The organism is Nocardia sp. NPDC050710, from assembly GCF_040654375.1.
In the GTDB taxonomy this organism is placed as follows: Bacteria; Actinomycetota; Actinomycetes; order Mycobacteriales; family Mycobacteriaceae; genus Nocardia.
This window is the reverse complement of record NZ_JBFAHV010000016.1, coordinates 179,999-198,833: the sequence shown is the minus strand read 5'-3', so window position 1 is coordinate 198,833 and position 18,835 is coordinate 179,999. Positions and strand designations below refer to the sequence as shown.

The following is an 18,835-nucleotide window of genomic DNA, read 5'->3' as shown; positions in this document are numbered from 1 at the left end:
GGCCGAAGCGCACGCGACGCAGTCGCAAGTCTCGGCCGCTCGGCAGCGAGACATCCAGGGCCGCGAACCCGCCGCGCCCGCGCGGCCAACAACACTGTGAGCAGGGTGACGCAGACGCCCGGCCCACTGTCTGAGAGGCTGGAAGCGTGAACCCGTCAACAGCACAGGCGCAGGTGGTCGTCGACGAACTTGTGCGCGGAGGCGTGCGGGATGTCGTGTTGTGTCCCGGCTCCCGGAACGCGCCGCTGGCCTTCGCGCTGGAAGCCGCCGATTCGGCTGGACGGCTGCGGCTGCATATGCGCATCGACGAGCGCAGCGCGGGTTTCCTCGCCATCGGGCTCGCCGTGGCGAGCCGCTGCCCGGTGCCGGTCGTGATGACCTCCGGGACCGCGGTGGCCAACCTCGGCCCGGCTGTGCTGGAGGCGAACTACGCTCGGGTGCCGCTGATCGTGCTGAGCGCGAACCGGCCCTACGACATGCTGGGCACCGGCGCCAACCAGACCGTCGAGCAGCTGGGACTCTTCGGTAGCCAGGTGCGCGCCACCATCAGCCTCGGGCTGGCGGAGATCGACGCCGACGGCGGCAACGGCGGCGGGCCCTACGGCCAGCAGAACAGTGTCTGGCGCTCGGCCGTGTGCCGGGTGCTGGCCGCCGCGCGTGGCACCCGCTCGGGCAATGCGGGCCCGGTGCACTTCGACATTCCATTGCGCGAACCGCTGGTGCCCGATCTGGCCCCGGGCGAGCTCGCGCCCCCCGGTCGGGACGGCGATCTGGCCTGGACTTCGACGCAGTACGCGACCCTGGATGTGCCCCTCGATATCGACCTGACCCCGGATACCGTGGTGATCTCCGGTCACGGCGCCGGGCTGCGTCCCGAACTGGCCGAGTTGCCGACCGTCGCGGAACCTACCGCGCCCATGCACGGACCGGCGCTGCACCCGCTGGCGCTGGCGCTGCTGCGTCCACGTCAGGCCATCATCACCGGCCGCCCGACCCTGCACCGCCAGGTCTCCCGGGTGCTCGCGGATCCGGCCGTCACGGTATTCGCCCTCACCACCGGTCCGCGCTGGCCCGATGTATCCGGCAATGTGGTGGGCACCGGAACCCGCGCGGTGACCTCGGGCGCGCCGAATGCGCAGTGGCTTGCGCATTGCCGTGAGCTCGACGCCAAGGCGAATCAGGTGGTGCGGGCCGAATTGGCCAAACATCCGAAGCCGACCGGGCTGCATGTCGCGGCCGTGGTGATGGATGCGCTGCGTGAGGGTGATCAGCTACTGCTCGGCGCCTCCAACCCGGTGCGCGACGCGGCGCTGGTCTCGCATCCGCGTCCCGGCGTCAAGATCCTCTCCAACCGGGGGGTCGCGGGCATCGACGGCACCGTCTCGGCCTCGGTCGGCGCCGCCCTGGCCCATCGGGGCCGCACCATCGCGTTGATGGGTGACCTGACCTTCCTACACGACGCCTCCGGCCTGCTGATCGGCCCCGGTGAACCGCGCCCGGAGGATCTGACCATTGTGGTCGCCAATGACGACGGTGGCGGCATCTTCGAACTGCTCGAACAGGGTGACCCGCAGTATGCGGGCGTCTTCGAGCGGGTTTTCGGTACTCCGCACGGCATGGACCTGGCCGCGCTCTGCGCCGCGTACCGCATTCCGCACCGGCAGGTCGACCCGGATCAGCTGGCGGTCGAATTGACCGCCCCCGCGCACGGTGTGCGGGTACTCGAGGTGGCCACCGAGCGCTCCAGTCTGCGTGAGCTACACGCTACGGTGCGCGCCAAGATTGCCCCATGAGGGTTGCGCCCGCGGTATTCCACGGCCGGTCTATTCGCCCGGGTCGCGGTCCTCGTCGTCCATCGGCACCGGGATCGACTGCTCGACCAGGTCCGCTTCGTTCGCATTCCACGCGTCCCGATCGACGGCGGCCGCGACCGCCTGCTCGATGCTCTCGTCCGCCGCTTGATCATCCGGGGAAACCGGTACGGACTGTTCGACCAGGTCCGCCTCCGGAACCTCGCCGGTGGTGCGGGATGTGTCGCGATCGATCAACGTGCGCTCCTCTCCGCGTAGCTCTCAGCCCGGGTACCCGGGGCCGAGGCGGACAACAGTCCGGCAGCTTCGAGGATGCTCTGCTCCGGGCCATCCGGCAACCGCCTCGTGGACCCGCCTACTCGCCGTCGATCGCCCTGCCTCCGTTCGCCGGATGCTCGACCAGCGCCAGCGTGCGGTTCGCCATGAACCGTGCGGTGCGCACCGGGGTCCCGGTTCTGGTCACCTCGCTGACCTCCACCACGCCGCGCGCGATCCGTACATCGACCCGCCGACCCGCTCGCGTGGCGGCTACTTCATAACTGCGGGACCCGTCGCCGAAATCGACGACGATCTCCACTCGATCGCCCTTCATCTACCAATTCTCCTCTTTTCCAGCACATTTCGCCGTTACGACTTGGTCGCGGGGGCGATGAATGTTCCCGCGGCGACGGCGTCGAGCGCGGCCCGCGCCGCGGTGTCGGCGGCGGTCTCGTCGATCGGGTCGCCGCTGGCGAGCAGTCGGTAGTACAGCGGGGCGGAGACCGCGGAGAGGACCGCGCGTGCGTCGGTGCCGGGTGGGGCCTCGCCGCGGGCGATGGCGGCCTCGACGCAGGTCGACCATTCGGTGAGCCGGATGTCGTAGAAGCGGCGCAAGGCGGCGGCCGCCGCCTCGTCGCACGTGGCGGCCGCGATCACCGCCCGGAAGAGCCGCCCCTGTCGCGGATCGGTGAGGGTTCGGGCGACCAGCCGGGCATTCGCGGTGAGATCTCCGGACAGGGAGCCGGTGTCGGCGCGCGGTAGTGATTGCTCGGCCATATCGACCAGGAGGTCGGTGACGAGTCCCGTCGCGGTGCCCCAGCGCCGGTAGACGGTGGTCTTGCCGACCTCGGCCCTGGCCGCGACCTCCGCGAGATCCAGTTCCGCGAATCCGCGTTCCGCGAGCAGATCGCCCGCGACGCGCAGGACCGCCTCGCGGACGCGGGCGGTGCGCCCACCCGGGCGAATAGATCCGGGCGCGGACTCTTCCGACTTCATAACGGGACTCCAGTTCCATTTGATGCTCGAAGGGTGTAGTGTTCGGCACGTTAACGGAACTATAGACCCTTTAGGAGTCATTATGGAGTACCGGCGGCTCGGCGCATCAGGTCTGCTCGTCCCGGCCCTGAGCTTCGGCGCGGGCACCTTCGGCGGGCGGGGAGCCCTGTTCAGCGCGTGGGGCGACACCGACGCCGAACAGGCGCGGCGCATGGTCGACATCAGCCTCGAGGCGGGCGTGACCATGTTCGATACGGCCGATGTCTATTCCGATGGCGCCTCGGAGGAGGTGCTCGGCGCCGCCATCAAAGGCAGGCGCGACCAACTGCTGCTGTCCACCAAGGCGAGCCTGCCGACGGGCCCCGGCCCGTATGACGCGGGATCCGGCCGAGCCCGGCTGATCGGCGCGGTCGAGGGATCGCTGCGCCGTCTCGGCGTCGACCACATCGACCTGTTCCAGCTGCACGCCTTCGACGCGCACACCCCCGTCGAGGAAACCCTCGCCGCACTCGACGATCTGGTGCGCGCGGGCAAGATCCGCTACCTGGGCGCCTCCAACTTCGCGGGCTGGCAGTTGATGAAATCCCTTGCCGCGGCCGACCGCAACGGCCTGACTCGCTATGTCGCGCACCAGGTCTACTACTCGCTGGTCGGCCGCGATTACGAATGGGAACTGATGCCCCTGGCCCAGGATCAGGGCGTCGGCGCGGTCGTCTGGAGTCCACTCGGCTGGGGCAGACTCACCGGCAAAATCCGTCGCGGCCAACCACTCCCGGAAGGCAGCCGCCTGCACAAGACCGCGGAAGCGGGGCCGCCCGTCGATGACGAACTCCTCTACGACATCGTCGACGTTCTCGACGAAATCGCCGCCGAGACCGGCAGAACCGTGCCTCAGATCGCGCTCAACTGGCTGCTGCGCCGCCCAACCGTCGCGACCGTCATCGTCGGCGCGCGAAACGAGGACCAGCTCCGCCAGAACCTCGGCGCCATCGGCTGGGAACTCGACCCCACCCAGATCGCCCGCCTGGACAAGGCCGGTGAAACCACCCCGCCCTATCCCTACTACCCGTACTACCGTCTGCCCGACTTCACCCGCCTCAACCCGCCCGCGGTGTGAGGTCGCCGACCCCGGCCACTCAGTACACGTCGCGCACGTAACGCTTGTCGGCGACGAGCTGCTTCTTGAAGGCGAGCGCGCCCGCCTCGTCGAGTTTGCCGTGGATCTGGGCGATGCGCAGCAGGGTCTCGTCCACATCCTTGGCCATGCGGGTGGCGTCACCGCAGACGTAGAAGTGGGCGCCCTCGCACAGCCACGCCCACAGCTCGGCGCCGTGCTCGATCATGCGGTGCTGCACGTAGATCCGCTCCCGCTGGTCCCGCGAGAACGCCAGGTCGAGCCGGGTGAGGAAGCCGGAGCGGAACATATCCTCGAGTTCGGAGCGGTAGTAGAAATTCTGTGCCGCATGCTGATCGCCGAAGAACAGCCAGTTGCGGCCGGGGGCGCCGAGCGCGCGGCGCTCCTGGAGGAACCCGCGGAACGGGGCGATACCGGTGCCGGGGCCGACCATGATCATCGGGGCGTTCGGGTCGAGCGGCGGCCGGAAATGCGGGGTCCGCTGGAGGAATATGGGTACCCCGGCGTCGGCCCGGTCGGCGAGGAAGGTGGAGCACACACCACCGCGCCGGGCGGCCGAACCGGTCGCGGCCGGATCGCCGTAGCGCACCACGCCCACCGTCAACTGCACCTCGTCCGGGCTGACCAGCGGGCTGGACGAAATCGAATACTGGCGTGGCTGAAGCTTCTTCAGGGTGCCGAGCCACTCCACCAGATCGGCCCGGACGGGGAAGTCACGCAGGACGTCCACGGCCTGGCGGTCCCACAGGTAGTTGTCGAGCTCGTTGCGATTGTCCCGGCGCAGCAATTTCGCGAGCTGCTGGTTCGGATTGCGTTCGGCCACGAAGGTCAGCAGGTCGTGGCTGACCTTGGTGATGTCGTAGCGGGTGCGCAGCGCCTCCGCCAGCGGCAGTTCCCGATCGTCGACATCGATGATCCGGCGCCCGTCCAGGCCGGTCGCGGTGAGCCATTCGGCGACAAGTGACTCGCAGTTGGCGGGCCATATGCCCAGGGAATCGCCCACTTCGTAGGAGGCGTCGAGCCCGCGCAGGTCGAAGCCGAACTGCCGCACCTCTTTCGGCGAGCCGGCGCGCGAGAGCGCCTCGTTGCGCGTTAGCGGCGCGGCCACCGGAGCATTGCGGGTGAAAGGAGCCGGTTCGTTGCGCTGGGTGCGGCCGAGCGCGGGCGCCGAGGGGCGGGTCAGCACCATGGTGGCGCCGCCGGGTCCGGTCGATGGCGCGGTGGCGCGGTGGATGTCGGTGGAACCCGGTTGCGGCGGCGGGCTCGCGGACTCCACATCGGGGCGGCCGGGCTCGTCCCCGTCCCCGCCACCGAGCGCGATCAGAATCTCGTCCAGCCAGCGGTCCGCCGATTCCTGGTAGTCCGGTTCGCTATCGACGCGCGGCAGCAGCCTGGTCGCGCCGCGTTCGGCCAGCTTCGCGTCCAGTTTGCGGCCGTGTCCGCAGAAGTCGTCATAGGAGGAGTCGCCGAGCGCGAACACCGCGTACCGCAGGCCGGTGAACCGGATCGCGCTGTCATCGAGCCGGTCCCAGAAATCGGCGCCGTTATCCGGCGGGCCGCCGTCGCCGAAGGTGCTGCTGATCAGCAGCACATCGCCGGTGAGCGCATCGAGCTCGCAGGAGTCCATATCGAGCAGCCGTGGCGCGAAGCCGGATTCGGCGAGCCGCTCGGCCGCCGTCGCGGCGAACTCCTCGGCAGTGCCCGTCTGTGATGCCCACAGCACCGTGACCGGTTGGGCCGCGGGCATTTCCGCCGCGGCCTCCGTGGTAGCCGTGGCGACACCCCGGGAGTACATGCCCGCGAGCATTCCGTCGATCCACATCCGGCTGCGCGCGGACAGCGGCGCGGATTCCGGCAGTACCGGCTGACCGGTCACCGGAAGCGATTGCAGCGCGGCGAGATATCCGCTGAGGTAGATCTGCTCGATATCGCTGAGTGTCGGCGCCATACCGGTATCCAGGCCGAGGATGAGCGCCAGTGGATGCGATTCGGCCGTGCCCGCGGCCGGGAGAGCGTGCGGCGTCGCCACGGGAGGGTCGAGGGTTGGCGTCGGTACCGGCGCCACCCGCCGCAACGACACCGCGCACGCCTTGAACTCGGGCTGTAGTGAGGCGGCGTCCACCGCGTCATTGGTGACGGCATTGATGGTCAGGTACTCGCCCTGCTCGTCGTTCCAGTGGAACGGCGCGAAACAGTCCCCGGGCCGGACCCGGTCGGAGATCTGCACCGGTAGTACCGCTCGCCCACGCCGCGAGGCGATTTCGAGCTGATCGCCCTCGCGCACGCCGAGCCGTTCGGCATCGGCCGGATGTACCTCCAGGAAGGGTTTGCCGTTCAGTTTGTTCAGCTTGCCGATCTTCCCGGTCTTGGTCATGGTGTGCCACTGGTGTTGCAACCGGCCGGTGTTGAGCACGAACGGGTAGTCGTCGTCGGGCATCTCCTCGGGAGCCATATGCGGGCGGGGCCAGAAGACCGCTCGGCGGCTGGGCGTGGCGAATGCCAGCCGGGGCCGGTGCCCGAGCTCGTCCACGAAAAGGTCCTGGCTGACACCGTCGTTCAGATACCGGATCGGGTTGCGTCGCGTGCCCGGCTCCGCGCACGGCCACTGCATCGGGCCCTCGCGCAGTTCGTCATAGCTCATACCGCGCAGGTCGTAGCCGGTCGCGGGGTTGGCGAATCGCTGGATCTCGGCGAAAACCTCGGCGCTCGAGGTGAAGTCGAATCCGGGGAAACCCATGGCCGTGGCCACCTGCGCGATGAGCAGCCAGTCCGGCCTGGCGTCGCCGACCGGATCGACCGAGCGCTGCGCCAATGTGACGGTGCGCTCCGAATTCACCATCACCGCATCGGCTTCGGCCCACAGCGTGGCGGGCAGCAGCAGGTCGGCGTAGGAGTTGGTGGCCGTCTCGGTGTAGGCGTCCTGCGCGATCACCAGCTCGGCCGCCTCCAGGCCCGCGATCACCGTCTTGCGATTGGACACCGACGCAACGGGATTGGTGCAGATGATCCAGGCCGCCTTGATCCGGCTGTCCGCCATCGCGCGGAACATCTCGATGGTGCCCGGCCCGGCTTCGGTGCGCAGCGTGCCCGGCTCCAGATCCCACTGGGTCTCGACGAACGTGCGGTCGCCGGCGGCGAGCAGGCTGCGTTGGCCCGGCAAACCCGGTCCCATATAACCCATTTCGCGCCCGCCCATGGCATTGGGCTGACCGGTGAGCGAGAACGGTCCGCTGCCGGGCCGGCAGATGGCGCCGGTGGCCAGGTGCAGATTGCACAGCGCGTTGGTATTCCAGGTGCCGTGTGTGGACTGGTTGAGGCCCATCGTCCACAGCGACATCCATTCGCCCGCCTCGCCGATCATCCGCGCGGCCGTACGGATATCGGACTCGGACAGCCCGGTGATATCGGCGACCCGTGCCGGGGTGTATTCGGCGAGGAATTCGGGCATGGCCGCCCAGCCCTCGGTGTGCTCGGCGATGAATTCCTTATCGATCGCGCCGGCTTCGACCAGCAGATGCAGCAGCCCGTTCAACAGCGCCAGATCGGTGCCGGGGCGCAGCTGGAGGAACAGGTCGGCGCGCACGGTGGTGTCGGTGCGGCGCGGGTCGACCACGATGAGCTTCGCGCCCGCCTTGAGCCGGTCGGCCATGCGCAGGTAGAGGATCGGATGGCAGTCGGCCATATTCGCGCCGATTACGAAGAACAGGTCGGCGTGTTCGAAGTCGTCGTAGGAGCCGGGCGGCCCGTCCGCGCCGAGTGACTGCTTGTACCCGGTGCCCGCGCTGGCCATGCACAACCGCGAGTTCGCCTCGATATGGACGGTCCGCAGGTAGCCCTTGGCCAGTTTGGTGGCCAGGTACTGCGCTTCGAGGGACATCTGCCCGGAGACGTAGAGTGCGATGGCGTCCGGACCGTGTTCGTCCAGAATCGCGCGCAGTCGGTCGGCCGCCTCGGTCACCGCGGCGTCGACCGCCACCGGTACCGGGGCCTGCCCGCGCTCGGGTCGGCGGTACGCGGTCTCCATCCGCCCCGGCGTCCGCATCAGCTCGAGGTGGGTGGCGCCCTTGGTGCAGAGCCTTCCCGCATTCGCCGGATGCAGTTTGTCGCCGCTGACCTTGGCGATCACCGGCTTGCCATCGGTGCCGGGCGTGGTCTCCACGGTGATTCCGCAGCCGACGCCGCAGTACGAACACGCCGTGTTGGCGGTGTTCGCTGCGCGAGCTGTGGCTGCATCCGACATGTCACCGATCATGGCGACCGGCCATTGCATCCCATTTACCCAGCGTTATCGCTAGATGACAATTTTCCTCACGGCTGATTTTCGCGGCGGTGAGATGAGCGTCCGTGATGCCGGTACTTCCCCGCCGGAAGTGCTGTGACCTGGGTAAATGTCAGATCCTCCGGTGGGGGAGCGCGGGATGAACCGAAACCGTCCCGTTGTCACGCGGGTGCGTGAGTGATGTCACCGCACCCGGTTCATAGCTTGTAGCCCCGGTGTAGTGCCACGATCCCGCCGGTCAGATTCCGCCACTTCACCGAGGACCAGCCCGCGCCGGCGATCCGCATGGCCAGCTGCCGCTGGTTCGGCCAGGCGCGGACGGATTCGGCCAGGTAGACGTAGGCGTCCGGGTTGCTGCTGACCGCGCGCGCGACCTTCGGCAGCGCCTTCATCAGGTACTCCATGTACAGGGTCTTGAAGACCGGCACCACGGGTGTGGAGAATTCACACACCACCAGCCGGCCGCCGGGCTTGGTGACCCGCAGCATTTCGCGCAGCGCCTGCTCGCTGTCGGAGATATTACGCAGCCCGTAGGAGATGGTCACGGCATCGAAGGAATCATCGGCGAACGGCAGCGCGGTCGCGTCGGCCGCGACCATCGGCACATTGCGGAACTTCCCCGCGGTGAGCATGCCCTTGGAGAAGTCGGCGGCCAGACACCATGCGCCGGACTTGGCCAGATCGAGTGTGGAGATGCCGGTACCCGCCGCCAGGTCGAGCACCCGCTCGCCCGGTCGCGGCGCGAGCGCCTTGCGGACCGCCCACCGCCAGTACCTGTCCTGGCCCGCGGAGATCACGGTATTGGTGATGTCGTACCGCTTCGCGACCCCGTCGAACATCGACGCGACCTCGTGCGGCTGCTTATCGAGTGAGGCTCGAAAAGATCCCCGCTGCTCTGTATTCGCCACACACCGACAGTAGCCGGGGTCAAGCGGTGTGCGGCAACTGGAGCCGCATGCCGGTGACCTCGGCGTAATGCCCCATCAGCTCGGTGCACACGGCGGGCCAGGTGCGGTGCAGCACCGACTTGCGAGCGGCGGCGGCGAACCGGGCCCGGATATCCGGATCACGTAGGGCGGCAACCGCACTCGGTAGCAGTTCGGTGAAGCGGTCGACCGGAAGCAGGTAGCCGTTGCGGCAGTGCGCGATCAGATCGCGCGGGCCGCCCGCGTCGGGGCCGATCACCGGGATGCCGGAGGACAGCGCCTCCTGTACGCCCTGGCAGAACGTCTCGTGTTCGCCCGCGTGCACCATCACATCGAGGCTTGCGTAAGCCTGCGCCAGCTCGTCGCCGCCGAGCTCACCGGTGAATGCGGCCGTCGGCATCAGCCGGGCCAGCTCGGCCCGATCCGGTCCGTCGCCGACGATCACCAACTGGATGGCCGGATCGTGCGCCAGCACGGCGAGTCGCTCCACACGCTTCTCCGGTGCCAATCGCCCCACGAAGCCGACCAGCAACCGATCCGATCCGTCGAGCCAGCCGGCCCGCAACTGTGCGCGCCGCGCCGACGGCGTGAATCTGGCGATATCGACGCCACGCCCCCAGCGGTGCACCCGGGGAATGCCGTGCCGGACCAGATCCTCGGCGGCCGCACGGGACGGCGCCAGGGTGCGGGTCGCGCCCTCGTGGATGCGACGGGTCCAGCGCCAGGCGGCCCGGCTGGCGAGCCCGAGTCCATAGCTTTTGGCGAATCCGGCGACATCGGTCTGGTAGACGGCCACCGTCGGCAGGTCCAGCCGCACGGCCGCCCCGAGACCGCCAGCGCCGAGTAGGAACGGCGAGGCCAGATGCACCACATCGGCATCGAAATCGCCGATGGCGGCGGTTATGCCCGGCTGTGGCAGCCCCACCGGCAGCGAGCTGACCTTCGGAACCATTACCGCCGGTACCCGGTGTACCGGGAACCGGCCGTAGTGACGCGGGGCGGCGGGCAGTCCGCGCGGAGTATCGGGCGCGATCACCAGCGCCTCGTGGCCGTGCTGGTCCAAATGGTCCAGCACCTCGAGTACGGAGTTGACGACGCCGTTCATATTCGGCAAGAACGATTCCGAAACGATGGCTACGCGCACTACCTCAGGGTGACGGCCGCAACGCGCCGAGCCGCCACGCCGACATGACCGTCGCGAAAACGTCCGGCGAACTATTGGCGCGCGGCCCCGGTCCCGATCGAGCGGCTAGATGGGCCGAAATCGGGGGTCTACCAGCAGTTCCTCGGTGGCGACGGCGCCGAGCAGCGCACGCAGCCCGGTCAGCGCCTGCGCGCCGTGCTCCTGGATGAGACGCCGCTCGTACCGGTGGTGGAAGTCGCGGGCCGCGGCGAGCGTCCGGGCGCCGAGCGGGGTGAGATACAGCAGTTTGGCGCGGCCATCCGCCGGGTCGGGGCGCCGTTCGACCAGCTCGCGCCGCTGCATATCGTCCACGATCTGGGCGGCGCCCTGCTTGCTGATCTCGAGTCGTTCGGCCAGTTCGCTGATATTCATCGGCCGGGCGTCCAGCGAGCGAAGCACATAGCCGTCGGACCGGCCACCCTCGGCGAAACCCTGCTGTGTCAAGGACTCTCGCAGCTCATGCGCGAACTGCTGGTAGGCCAGGCCGAGCAGGATGCCGAGATCCAGGTGTTGCGAAGAGGGCGTCATGCTGCCATAGTAGTCAAGTCGGCTTGTTCAAGCTGACTTGACTATTTATCGGCTCATCCATTCAGGAGTGAAATGCTGGTCATCAAGTCCGCCGAGGCCCCTCGCTTCGAGCTTCCCGGCGTCGAATTCAGTGCGATCGCCTCGCCGAGTCGCGGTTCATCGCAGGTCTGCACCTGGCGGCTGACCGTGGCGCCGAACCGGGCGAGCGACGCGCCGCACATCCTGGACCGCGACGAGATCTTCATGGTCATCGCGGGCAGGCTCGAGGTCAGCGGCGAATTGCTGGAGGCCGGTGACGCGCTCGTCGTGCCCGCGGGCAGCCCGATCACGGTGGCCAACCCGGACGCGGAGCCCGCGGTCGCCCATATCGCGATCGCGGCCGGTTTCGAGGCGACCCTGGCCGACGGCAGCAAGCTCAGCCCGCCGTGGGCCCAGTAGGAGACGGCGCGGGTCAGGAAACCAGGGGACGCGCGTGCACCGGTCCGGGCTGCTTCCTGCCCACCCGGACCAGAATCCACAGCGTGGGCAGCGCGAGCAGCCAGGCCACCACGATCACCGACAGCGCGGGCAGAATCGCGACCCGCACGTCGCGGCCCGCCACCCGCACCAGATCGGGGTCCTCCCGGTTGTACTCCACATTGATGCGCTCACCGGCGGTGAGATTGGTCGGATACAGCACGCCGACCTTGGGATTGTGGGTCTCGCCGTCCGGGGTGACGTAGATGACCGCCGAGCGCAGCCGTCCCGCGGACAGCACCTCGGCGGTGGTCACACCCTTGTCGGAACTGATCAGATAGTCATTGCGCCATGCCGCGAGCACCAGCAATGCCATGAGCACGCTGACCACCGTCGCCGCGGTGATGACGCCGATCTTGACCCGCCGCAGGCGGACGGTCCGCCTTACGGACTGGCTGGTTTCCGACACCGCAACAGGCTACCGATCGACTCGACTACCGTGTGCGCCCATGTCCCGAAAATTCAGCTTCACCGTGCCTTACGCCGTCCCGGTCGAAGATCTTCACCGGGCACTCACCGGCGACGACGTCTGGCAAGCCAGGTTCGCCGAGGCGAAGACCGCGACTCTCGATCTCTCGCACCCCGGCGGTCCCGGAACAGTTCGCATCCACATGACCGAAAAAGCCAGCGCCGACAAGATTCCCACCATTGTCGGCAAGGTCCTCAAGAGCGAACTCGTACTCTCGCGCACCGATAACTGGCAGGCATTGGACGGCGAGATCGCGAAGGGAATTTTCGAGGGCGCCACCACCGGCGTCACGACCGAGATGTCGGGCGCCTATGAGATGCGTTCGACCGCGGAGGGTTCCGAGATCGAGGTGGTCGGCACCGTACAGGTCAAGGTTCCGCTGGTCGGCGGCGCCATCGAACCGCTAGCCGAGCAACTGTTCCATCGGGTGCTCAATAGCGAGCGCAAATTCATCGAGGAATGGGTGGCCGGCCAGGCCGACGCCTGACCCGAGCCCGCCGAGTCCGGGCCCGATCCCGAACTGCGCGGGAGGCGGGCCAATTCATCCAGATTCAATGGATCGGCATAGTTGCGATCCGCCAGATCCCGCGCCCTGCGCAGATGCGGTAGCAGGTAGAGCGCGGGTAGGCCTCGGGGCTGGTGTCCGTCCATCGCGGGAGGCGCCTCAGCTGAACGGCGGCAATTCGTCGAAGCGCAGGGAGGCGCGGCCCGCGGCCCGCCAGGCCCGGGCTGTGATATCGAGATCCTCGTCGGTGACCAGATTGCCCATCACCCGAACGGCGGTGCGCTGCAAGTATTTCGAGCGCATCACCGGCGGACCGCCCAGCGGCACCATGCGCGGGTGGGTGGCCAGGCCCGCGATCCGGCGGGCCGCGGAGAAGGTGCGCCCGTAGCGGGCCCGCAGCAGTTCCGGCCAGATCCGGGTGAGGTCGGGTTCGTCGAGCAGGTCGGCGAGCATATGCCCGCCCTCGAGGCCGTAGTCGATGCCCTCGCCGTTGAGTGGGTTCACGCACCCCGCGGCATCGCCGATCAGCACCCAGTTGCGGCCCGCGACATTCGAGACCGCACCGCCCATCGGCAGCAGCGCCGAGGCGACGGCGCGCAGTTCGCCCTCGAACTGCCATTCATCGAAGCGTTGCGAAGTGTAGTGCTGCAGTAGCGGTTTCAGCGCGATATGGGAGGGGCGGGCGGCGGTGGCGAGCGAGCCGACGCCGATATTCACCTCGCCGTTGCCGAGCGGGAAGACCCAGCCGTAGCCCGGCACCAACGCGCCGTCGGCGTCGCGCAGTTCCAGGTGCGAGGTGATCCACTGGTCGTCATCGCGCCCCGACTTGATGTAGGCGCGCGCCGCCGTACCGTAGGCGTACTGCCGGTGCCAGGTGCGGCCGAGCAGTTTGCCGATCGGCGAGCGGACGCCGTCGGCGACCACCAGAATCGCGCACTCGATGGTCCGGGTGCTCTCGGCTGTCTTGACCGTTACACCGGTGACCAGATCCCCGTCCCTGGTGATATCCACCACCCTCGTTCCGTCCAGCATCCTGGCGCCGGACTTCACCGCGGTCTCGCGCAGCTTGTCGTCGAGTTCGGTTCGGGGAACGGCACTTCCGTAGGTGGGAAACGAGCCGGAGGGCCAGGGCAGCAGGGCTTCGCGACCGAAACCGGTCATGCGCAGGCCGTGATTGACGGTATGCGTGCGCACCCAATCGCCGAGGCCGAGGAGTTCGAGTTCCTTGGTCGCCCTTGGGGTCAGCCCGTCGCCGCAGGTCTTATCCCGCGGAAAGACCGCGGAATCGAGGAGCAGTACGTCGCGGCCCGCCCGCGCGGCCCATGCGGCGGCCGCCGAACCGGCCGGACCCGCGCCGACCACCAGCACTTCGGCCCGGGTGGGCAGCGCGTCCCCGTCCGCGGGAGTGACATCCGGTGAACCCATGCGCTCAATACTTGCAGGGCAATCTCGTCGGTGTCGACGGCGGATCCGGCACCGTGCCGAACGGCCGAGGGCACGGGCGATCGATCCGCCCACGTGGTTATATGGAAATGTGTCTGATACACCGCATAGTGACGGTGTTCATGGGCCGCGCGGCGCGGACACGCTAGGTTCTTCACCGTGGGGTCGGACGCATCACTGGGAGAAGAGATGAGCACATCGGCTGTGACAGAGCAGAGCACGGTGGTGGCCGGGGTCGATCTCGGTGATGCCGAGCTTGCGGCGACCGTGCGCAACGGCCTGGAACAGGTCGAGAAGCTCCTGATCGATGAGCTCTCCGACGGCGAGGATTTCCTGCAGGAAGCGGCCCTGCATCTGGCCAAGGCCGGCGGCAAGCGTTTCCGTCCGCTGTTCACCATTCTCACCGGTCAGCTCGGCCCCAATCCCACCGATCCCGCACTGATTACCGCGGGCACCGTGGTCGAGCTGGTGCATCTGGCGACGCTGTACCACGACGATGTGATGGACGAGGCCTCGATGCGGCGCGGCGCCCCGAGCGTGAATTCGCGCTGGGGCAACAACATCGCCATCCTGGCGGGCGACTATCTGTTCGCGCACGCCTCGCGCCTCACCTCCACCCTCGGCCCGGACGCGGTGCGCATCATCGCCGAGACTTTCGCCGAACTGGTCACCGGCCAGATGCGAGAGACCATGGGGGCCCGCGAATCTCAGGATCCGGTCGAGCACTACCTGCGTGTGGTGTGGGAGAAGACCGGTTCGCTGATCGCCGCCTCCGGCCGATTCGGCGGCACCTTCTCCGGCGCCGACGCCGCGCATATCGAGCGGCTGGCCCGGCTCGGTGACGCGGTCGGCACCGCGTTCCAGATCTCCGACGACATCATCGACATCTCCTCGGCCTCCGAACAGTCGGGCAAGACTCCCGGCACCGACCTGCGCGAGGGTGTGCACACCCTGCCGGTGCTGTACGCGCTGCGTGACGAGGGCGCCGAGGGCGACCGGCTGCGCAAGCTGCTGGACCACCCGTTGCAGACCGACGCCGAGGTCGAGGAGGCGCTGGAGCTGCTCGCCCGTTCCCGCGGCATGGTGCTGGCCAAGGAGAAGTTGCAGGGGTACGCCGATATCGCGCATGCCGAACTCTCCGCCCTTCCCGCGGGCCCGGCCAATGACGCGCTCGAGCGGTTGGTCCGCTACACCATCGAACGGGTCGGATAGCGTCGGCCGTCCCGCGGCGGGCGCCGCGTCCGGATGCGGAACCTTTACTCGCTCGTCATCGTTGACCTGGTGTGATGCGATCGGCGTGACATCGGAGTTGGCGCACGATCCGGGCTCGACGCGACAATTGATCTCGTGAGCACATGGGTAACTCGCCGGGTACGGGCCAGCTGATTCGAGCCGGTACCGCAGGGCGCCGACGCCAGTCTCGCGGCACTCGAGTCTGGCCTGGATACGCGGAGAGGCGGACATGCACGGGTATGCGAATGGGATGAAGACATTCGGGTTGATGGCGGGGATGTCGGCGTTGATCGTTTTCGTCGGCGCCATGTTCCGTAGTCCGACGATCCTGGTCATCGCCATCCTGCTGGCCGTCGGCATGAACGCGTACGCGTATTTCAACAGCGACAAGCTCGCATTGAAAGCCATGCACGCGCAACCGGTCAGCGAGTTGGAGGCGCCGGTCATCTACCGAATCGTGCGCGAGCTCGCCACCACCGCGCGCCAGCCCATGCCACGTCTGTACATCAGCCCCACCAATGCCCCCAATGCCTTCGCCACCGGCCGCAACCCGCGCCACGCCGCGGTCTGTTGTACCAGCGGCATTCTCCAGATCCTGGATGAGCGGGAGCTGCGCGCGGTGCTCGGGCACGAGCTCTCGCATGTCTACAACCGCGACATCCTGATCTCCTCCGTCGCGGGCGCCTTGGCGGCGGTCATCTCCGGCCTGGCCAACCTGGCCTTCTTCGCCTCGATGTTCGGTGGCCGTGGCAATGGCGAGGGTCCGAATATCCTCGGCGTCTTCCTGATCTCGCTGCTCGGCCCGATCGCCGCCACCCTGATCAAGCTCGCCGTCTCCCGTTCCCGCGAGTACCAGGCGGACCAGTCCGGCGCGGAGTTGACCGGCGATCCACTGGCTCTCGCCTCCGCCTTGCGCAAGCTGGAGCGCGGTGTGCAGGCCGCCCCATTGCCCCCGGAGCCGCAGCTGACCGCCCAATCGCACCTGATGATCGCCAACCCGTTCCGCGCGGGTGAGCGGGCCGCTCGCTGGTTCTCCACGCACCCGCCGATGGCCGAGCGCATCCAGCGTCTCGAGGAGATGGCGGGCGGTCCCCGCACCTACTAGTCCTCGGCGGCCAGCTGGTCCTCGTAAGCGCGGAAGGTGTCGACGAAAAGCCGCCGCTGCTCGGGTGTCAGCGGCGCGAGGACCTTTCGCCAGGCCCGCGCGCTGCTGCCGAGCCAGGCGTTGACCGACTTCTCGTGCGCCGCGGCGATGCCGACGATGGTCCGGCGCCGGTCGACCTCGTCCGAGCGGCGTTCCAGCACACCCTGTCGGCTCAGATCGCCCACCATCAGGCTGACCGTGGTCGGCGCCACCTCCAGGCGCGCGGCCAGGTCGTTGACCGTCATCGGCCCCTCGAAGACCAGATTCGCCAGCAGCGACAGATGTCGCGGTGCGAGCGAAAACGATTGCAGCTCTTCGGGAACCCGCATCTTCTTGGCCCGTCCCACCACCCTCGGCATGAGGAGCAGCAGGTGGCGGATGCCCTCGTCCACCGCCATGCCCGCAGGCTCACGCGCAGCCGTTGACACCTCCGGCACCTCCCAATAACCTTTGGACACAAAGTCATTTTGCTTGCAAAGCAAAATCTAATCTCTCTGGCAAGGCTAATACCAGCGGTCGCCGGTCTGTGTCGGCGACCCGGAAGGACCGGGCATGACCGACTCGCAACAGCAGGCCGCACACGAGTTCAATGCGGCGATCATCGAGGAATTCCGCGCGCACGCGGGCAAGGTCGGCGGGATGTTCGAAGGCGCCCCGCTCGTCCTGCTGACCACCGTCGGCGCGAAGAGCGGGCGTACCCACACGACGCCGGTGGTGTATCGCGAGGACGGCGACCGGCTGCTGATCTTCGGCTCCAACGGTGGCGCCGACCGGCACCCCGCGTGGTTCCACAATGTGCGAGAGAACCCCGAGGTGACGGTGGAAATCGCCGCATCGGACGGTATCGAGACCTATCGGGCGACGGCCGTCGCACTCGAGGGTGCCGAACGCGATGAGCGCTATGCCGAACAGGCCGCGCACGATCCGGCCTTCGCGGCCTACCAGGCGGGAACGTCGCGGGTCATCCCCGTGGTCGCCCTGCGGCGGTCCGCGAATTCGAGGGCGGGACGCCGCGGCGTACTGGTCGGCGGACTGGTGCTGGCCGGGGCCGCGGGCATGCTGGCCGCCCGGGGGTTCGGCACCGGTGGCGCGACCCCGCCCGGGGCTCCGGCGAGCGCCGCGGCACGGACCACGGCGATCGGTGATCATCTGCGACAGGTGCACGCCCAATTGACCCGTGATCTCGCCGCGGTCCGCCAGGAATTGACCGCGTACATCGGCGATCCGGCGGCAATGGCATTGCCGAGCCTGCCGCGCGACCTGCGCACCCACTGCATGGGTTTCTGCGATGCGCTCCACGAGCATCACACCTCCGAGGACCGCGTCTTCCCGATCCTCGCCCGGCAATTCCCGGAGCTGGGTCCGGTCCTGGAGCGGCTCCAGCGCGAGCACGGTGAGGTGGCCAGGGTGATCGCCGATATGCAGGCGGCGCTGGATCGTGCCGACACGGCGGATCCGAATCATGTCCGAAACGAATTCGACAGGCTCGCAAGCGATTTGGAAAGACACTTCGCCTATGAGGAAGACACCATCATCGACGCGGTGAACTCGATGGATACCTCGGCGCTCCCGCCACGCGGCCGGTAACGGCTCCGGCAACGAGAAACCCCCGCCGATCATGATGATCGGCGGGGGCTTTCGGTGGCAGGTGTAGGATTCGAACCTACGTAGGCTTTCACCGACAGATTTACAGTCTGCTCCCATTGGCCGCTCGGGCAACCTGCCGTCGCGCTTCTCGGCGCGCAGAGCAGCTTACAACGAACCTGCCCCCGCAATGCAAACCGGCTGGCCAACGGCCATGTGATGGGACTACTGCCGCGCTTCCGGGTAGAACTAACGGTGACCGGGACGCCCCGGTTGGAGTAGCCGGTAGGACCGTCAGGAACAGGAGCGCAGTGTGGCCGATTCGTCTTTCGATGTCGTCAGCAAGGTCGACCGGCAGGAGGTCGACAACGCCCTGCATCAGGCGGAGAAGGAGCTGACCACCCGCTACGACTTCCGCGGCACGGGTGCGGCCATCGAGTGGTCCGGCGAGGACAAGATCGTGCTGACCGCCGAGGCGGAGGAACGGGTCAAGGCGGCGCTGGAGGTCTTCAAGGAGAAGCTGATCCGGCGCGACATCTCACTCAAGGCGTTCGACGCGGGTGAGCCGCAGGCCTCGGGTAAGACCTTCAAAATCACCGGCACGCTGGTGCAGGGCATCGACTCCGAGCACGCGAAGAAGATCTCCAAGAAGATCCGCGACGAGGGCCCCAAGGGTGTGAAGGCGCAGATCCAGGGCGACGAGCTCCGGGTGAGCAGCAAGAAGCGCGACGATCTGCAGGCCGTGATCGCGTTGCTGAAGGGTGAGGACTTCGGTATCGCGCTGCAGTTCGTCAACTACCGGTAGTCCGGTTTTTGCGGCCACGC

General features: G+C 67.9%; 18 protein-coding genes and 1 tRNA gene. 8 read left to right on the top strand and 11 right to left on the bottom strand.

What is annotated here, in order from left to right:
- Positions 1–146 precede the first annotated feature (146 nt).
- Entirely contained in the window at positions 147–1,793 is a 1,647-nt protein-coding gene (gene menD, locus AB0H61_RS25140) for a 2-succinyl-5-enolpyruvyl-6-hydroxy-3-cyclohexene-1-carboxylic-acid synthase (protein ID WP_357308737.1), read from the top strand.
- A gap of 30 nt (positions 1,794–1,823) precedes the next feature.
- Here the strand turns inward: menD and AB0H61_RS25135 are convergent, their stop codons facing one another.
- The 3 genes from AB0H61_RS25135 to AB0H61_RS25125 all read right to left on the bottom strand — a co-directional run bounded on the left by AB0H61_RS25135 (position 1,824) and on the right by AB0H61_RS25125 (position 3,065).
- Entirely contained in the window at positions 1,824–2,048 is a 225-nt protein-coding gene (locus AB0H61_RS25135) for a hypothetical protein (RefSeq protein ID WP_357308734.1), read from the bottom strand.
- A 118-nt stretch (positions 2,049–2,166) separates the two neighbouring features.
- A complete protein-coding gene (locus AB0H61_RS25130; RefSeq protein ID WP_357308731.1) occupies positions 2,167–2,403 on the bottom strand; it encodes a hypothetical protein in 237 nt (78 codons plus the stop codon).
- A 35-nt stretch (positions 2,404–2,438) separates the two neighbouring features.
- Positions 2,439–3,065 (bottom strand): TetR/AcrR family transcriptional regulator, encoded by a 627-nt coding sequence (locus AB0H61_RS25125; RefSeq protein WP_357308728.1) that lies wholly within the window; start codon positions 3,063–3,065, stop codon positions 2,439–2,441.
- Between the two features lie 82 nt (positions 3,066–3,147).
- Here AB0H61_RS25125 and AB0H61_RS25120 point away from each other — a divergent pair, with 82 nt between their 5' ends.
- The gene (locus AB0H61_RS25120; protein ID WP_357308725.1) at positions 3,148–4,182 is read left to right on the top strand and encodes an aldo/keto reductase; all 1,035 of its coding nucleotides are present in this window, start codon (positions 3,148–3,150) and stop codon (positions 4,180–4,182) included.
- A 19-nt stretch (positions 4,183–4,201) separates the two neighbouring features.
- Here AB0H61_RS25120 and AB0H61_RS25115 read toward each other — a convergent pair whose 3' ends face one another.
- From AB0H61_RS25115 to AB0H61_RS25100, 4 genes are all read right to left on the bottom strand, one after another.
- Positions 4,202–8,440: a bifunctional nitrate reductase/sulfite reductase flavoprotein subunit alpha gene (locus AB0H61_RS25115; protein ID WP_357308722.1), complete on the bottom strand. Its 4,239-nt coding sequence runs from the start codon at positions 8,438–8,440 to the stop codon at positions 4,202–4,204.
- A 236-nt stretch (positions 8,441–8,676) separates the two neighbouring features.
- A complete protein-coding gene (locus AB0H61_RS25110; RefSeq protein ID WP_357308719.1) occupies positions 8,677–9,387 on the bottom strand; it encodes a demethylmenaquinone methyltransferase in 711 nt (236 codons plus the stop codon).
- Between the two features lie 19 nt (positions 9,388–9,406).
- Positions 9,407–10,549, bottom strand: a complete 1,143-nt coding sequence (locus tag AB0H61_RS25105) for a glycosyltransferase family 1 protein (RefSeq protein WP_357308716.1) — start codon at positions 10,547–10,549, stop codon at positions 9,407–9,409.
- Between the two features lie 105 nt (positions 10,550–10,654).
- Positions 10,655–11,116, bottom strand: coding sequence for a MarR family transcriptional regulator (locus tag AB0H61_RS25100; RefSeq protein ID WP_357308713.1), 462 nt, complete (start codon positions 11,114–11,116; stop codon positions 10,655–10,657).
- 72 nt (positions 11,117–11,188) lie between these two features.
- Between AB0H61_RS25100 and AB0H61_RS25095 the strand changes: the two genes are divergently transcribed.
- Positions 11,189–11,554 (top strand): cupin domain-containing protein, encoded by a 366-nt coding sequence (locus AB0H61_RS25095; protein ID WP_357308710.1) that lies wholly within the window; start codon positions 11,189–11,191, stop codon positions 11,552–11,554.
- A gap of 13 nt (positions 11,555–11,567) precedes the next feature.
- Here AB0H61_RS25095 and AB0H61_RS25090 read toward each other — a convergent pair whose 3' ends face one another.
- Positions 11,568–12,041 (bottom strand): DUF3592 domain-containing protein, encoded by a 474-nt coding sequence (locus AB0H61_RS25090; protein ID WP_357308707.1) that lies wholly within the window; start codon positions 12,039–12,041, stop codon positions 11,568–11,570.
- A gap of 40 nt (positions 12,042–12,081) precedes the next feature.
- On the opposite strand from AB0H61_RS25090, the gene AB0H61_RS25085 reads away from it, so the two are divergent.
- Positions 12,082–12,588 (top strand): DUF2505 domain-containing protein, encoded by a 507-nt coding sequence (locus tag AB0H61_RS25085; RefSeq protein WP_357308704.1) that lies wholly within the window; start codon positions 12,082–12,084, stop codon positions 12,586–12,588.
- Between the two features lie 177 nt (positions 12,589–12,765).
- Here AB0H61_RS25085 and AB0H61_RS25080 read toward each other — a convergent pair whose 3' ends face one another.
- The gene (locus AB0H61_RS25080) at positions 12,766–14,031 is read right to left on the bottom strand and encodes a geranylgeranyl reductase family protein (protein ID WP_357308701.1); all 1,266 of its coding nucleotides are present in this window, start codon (positions 14,029–14,031) and stop codon (positions 12,766–12,768) included.
- 207 nt (positions 14,032–14,238) lie between these two features.
- On the opposite strand from AB0H61_RS25080, the gene AB0H61_RS25075 reads away from it, so the two are divergent.
- Together AB0H61_RS25075 and htpX are read left to right on the top strand one after the other, a co-directional pair.
- Entirely contained in the window at positions 14,239–15,261 is a 1,023-nt protein-coding gene (locus tag AB0H61_RS25075; protein ID WP_357308699.1) for a polyprenyl synthetase family protein, read from the top strand.
- A gap of 250 nt (positions 15,262–15,511) precedes the next feature.
- Positions 15,512–16,387, top strand: coding sequence for a zinc metalloprotease HtpX (gene htpX / locus AB0H61_RS25070; RefSeq protein ID WP_357308696.1), 876 nt, complete (start codon positions 15,512–15,514; stop codon positions 16,385–16,387).
- Here htpX and AB0H61_RS25065 read toward each other — a convergent pair.
- Positions 16,384–16,854 carry a MarR family winged helix-turn-helix transcriptional regulator gene (locus AB0H61_RS25065; protein ID WP_357308693.1) on the bottom strand — a complete coding sequence of 157 codons (471 nt, stop codon included), beginning with the start codon at positions 16,852–16,854 and terminating at the stop codon, positions 16,384–16,386. The genes htpX and AB0H61_RS25065 overlap by 4 nt on opposite strands.
- A 124-nt stretch (positions 16,855–16,978) precedes the next feature.
- On the opposite strand from AB0H61_RS25065, the gene AB0H61_RS25060 reads away from it, so the two are divergent.
- Positions 16,979–18,013: a nitroreductase/quinone reductase family protein gene (locus AB0H61_RS25060; RefSeq protein WP_357308690.1), complete on the top strand. Its 1,035-nt coding sequence runs from the start codon at positions 16,979–16,981 to the stop codon at positions 18,011–18,013.
- Positions 18,014–18,068: 55 nt separating this feature from the next.
- Here the strand turns inward: AB0H61_RS25060 and AB0H61_RS25055 are convergent.
- A tRNA-Tyr gene (locus AB0H61_RS25055) sits at positions 18,069–18,151 on the bottom strand.
- 172 nt (positions 18,152–18,323) lie between these two features.
- Here AB0H61_RS25055 and AB0H61_RS25050 point away from each other — a divergent pair.
- Positions 18,324–18,815 carry a YajQ family cyclic di-GMP-binding protein gene (locus AB0H61_RS25050; protein ID WP_357308688.1) on the top strand — a complete coding sequence of 164 codons (492 nt, stop codon included), beginning with the start codon at positions 18,324–18,326 and terminating at the stop codon, positions 18,813–18,815.
- Positions 18,816–18,835 lie beyond the last annotated feature (20 nt).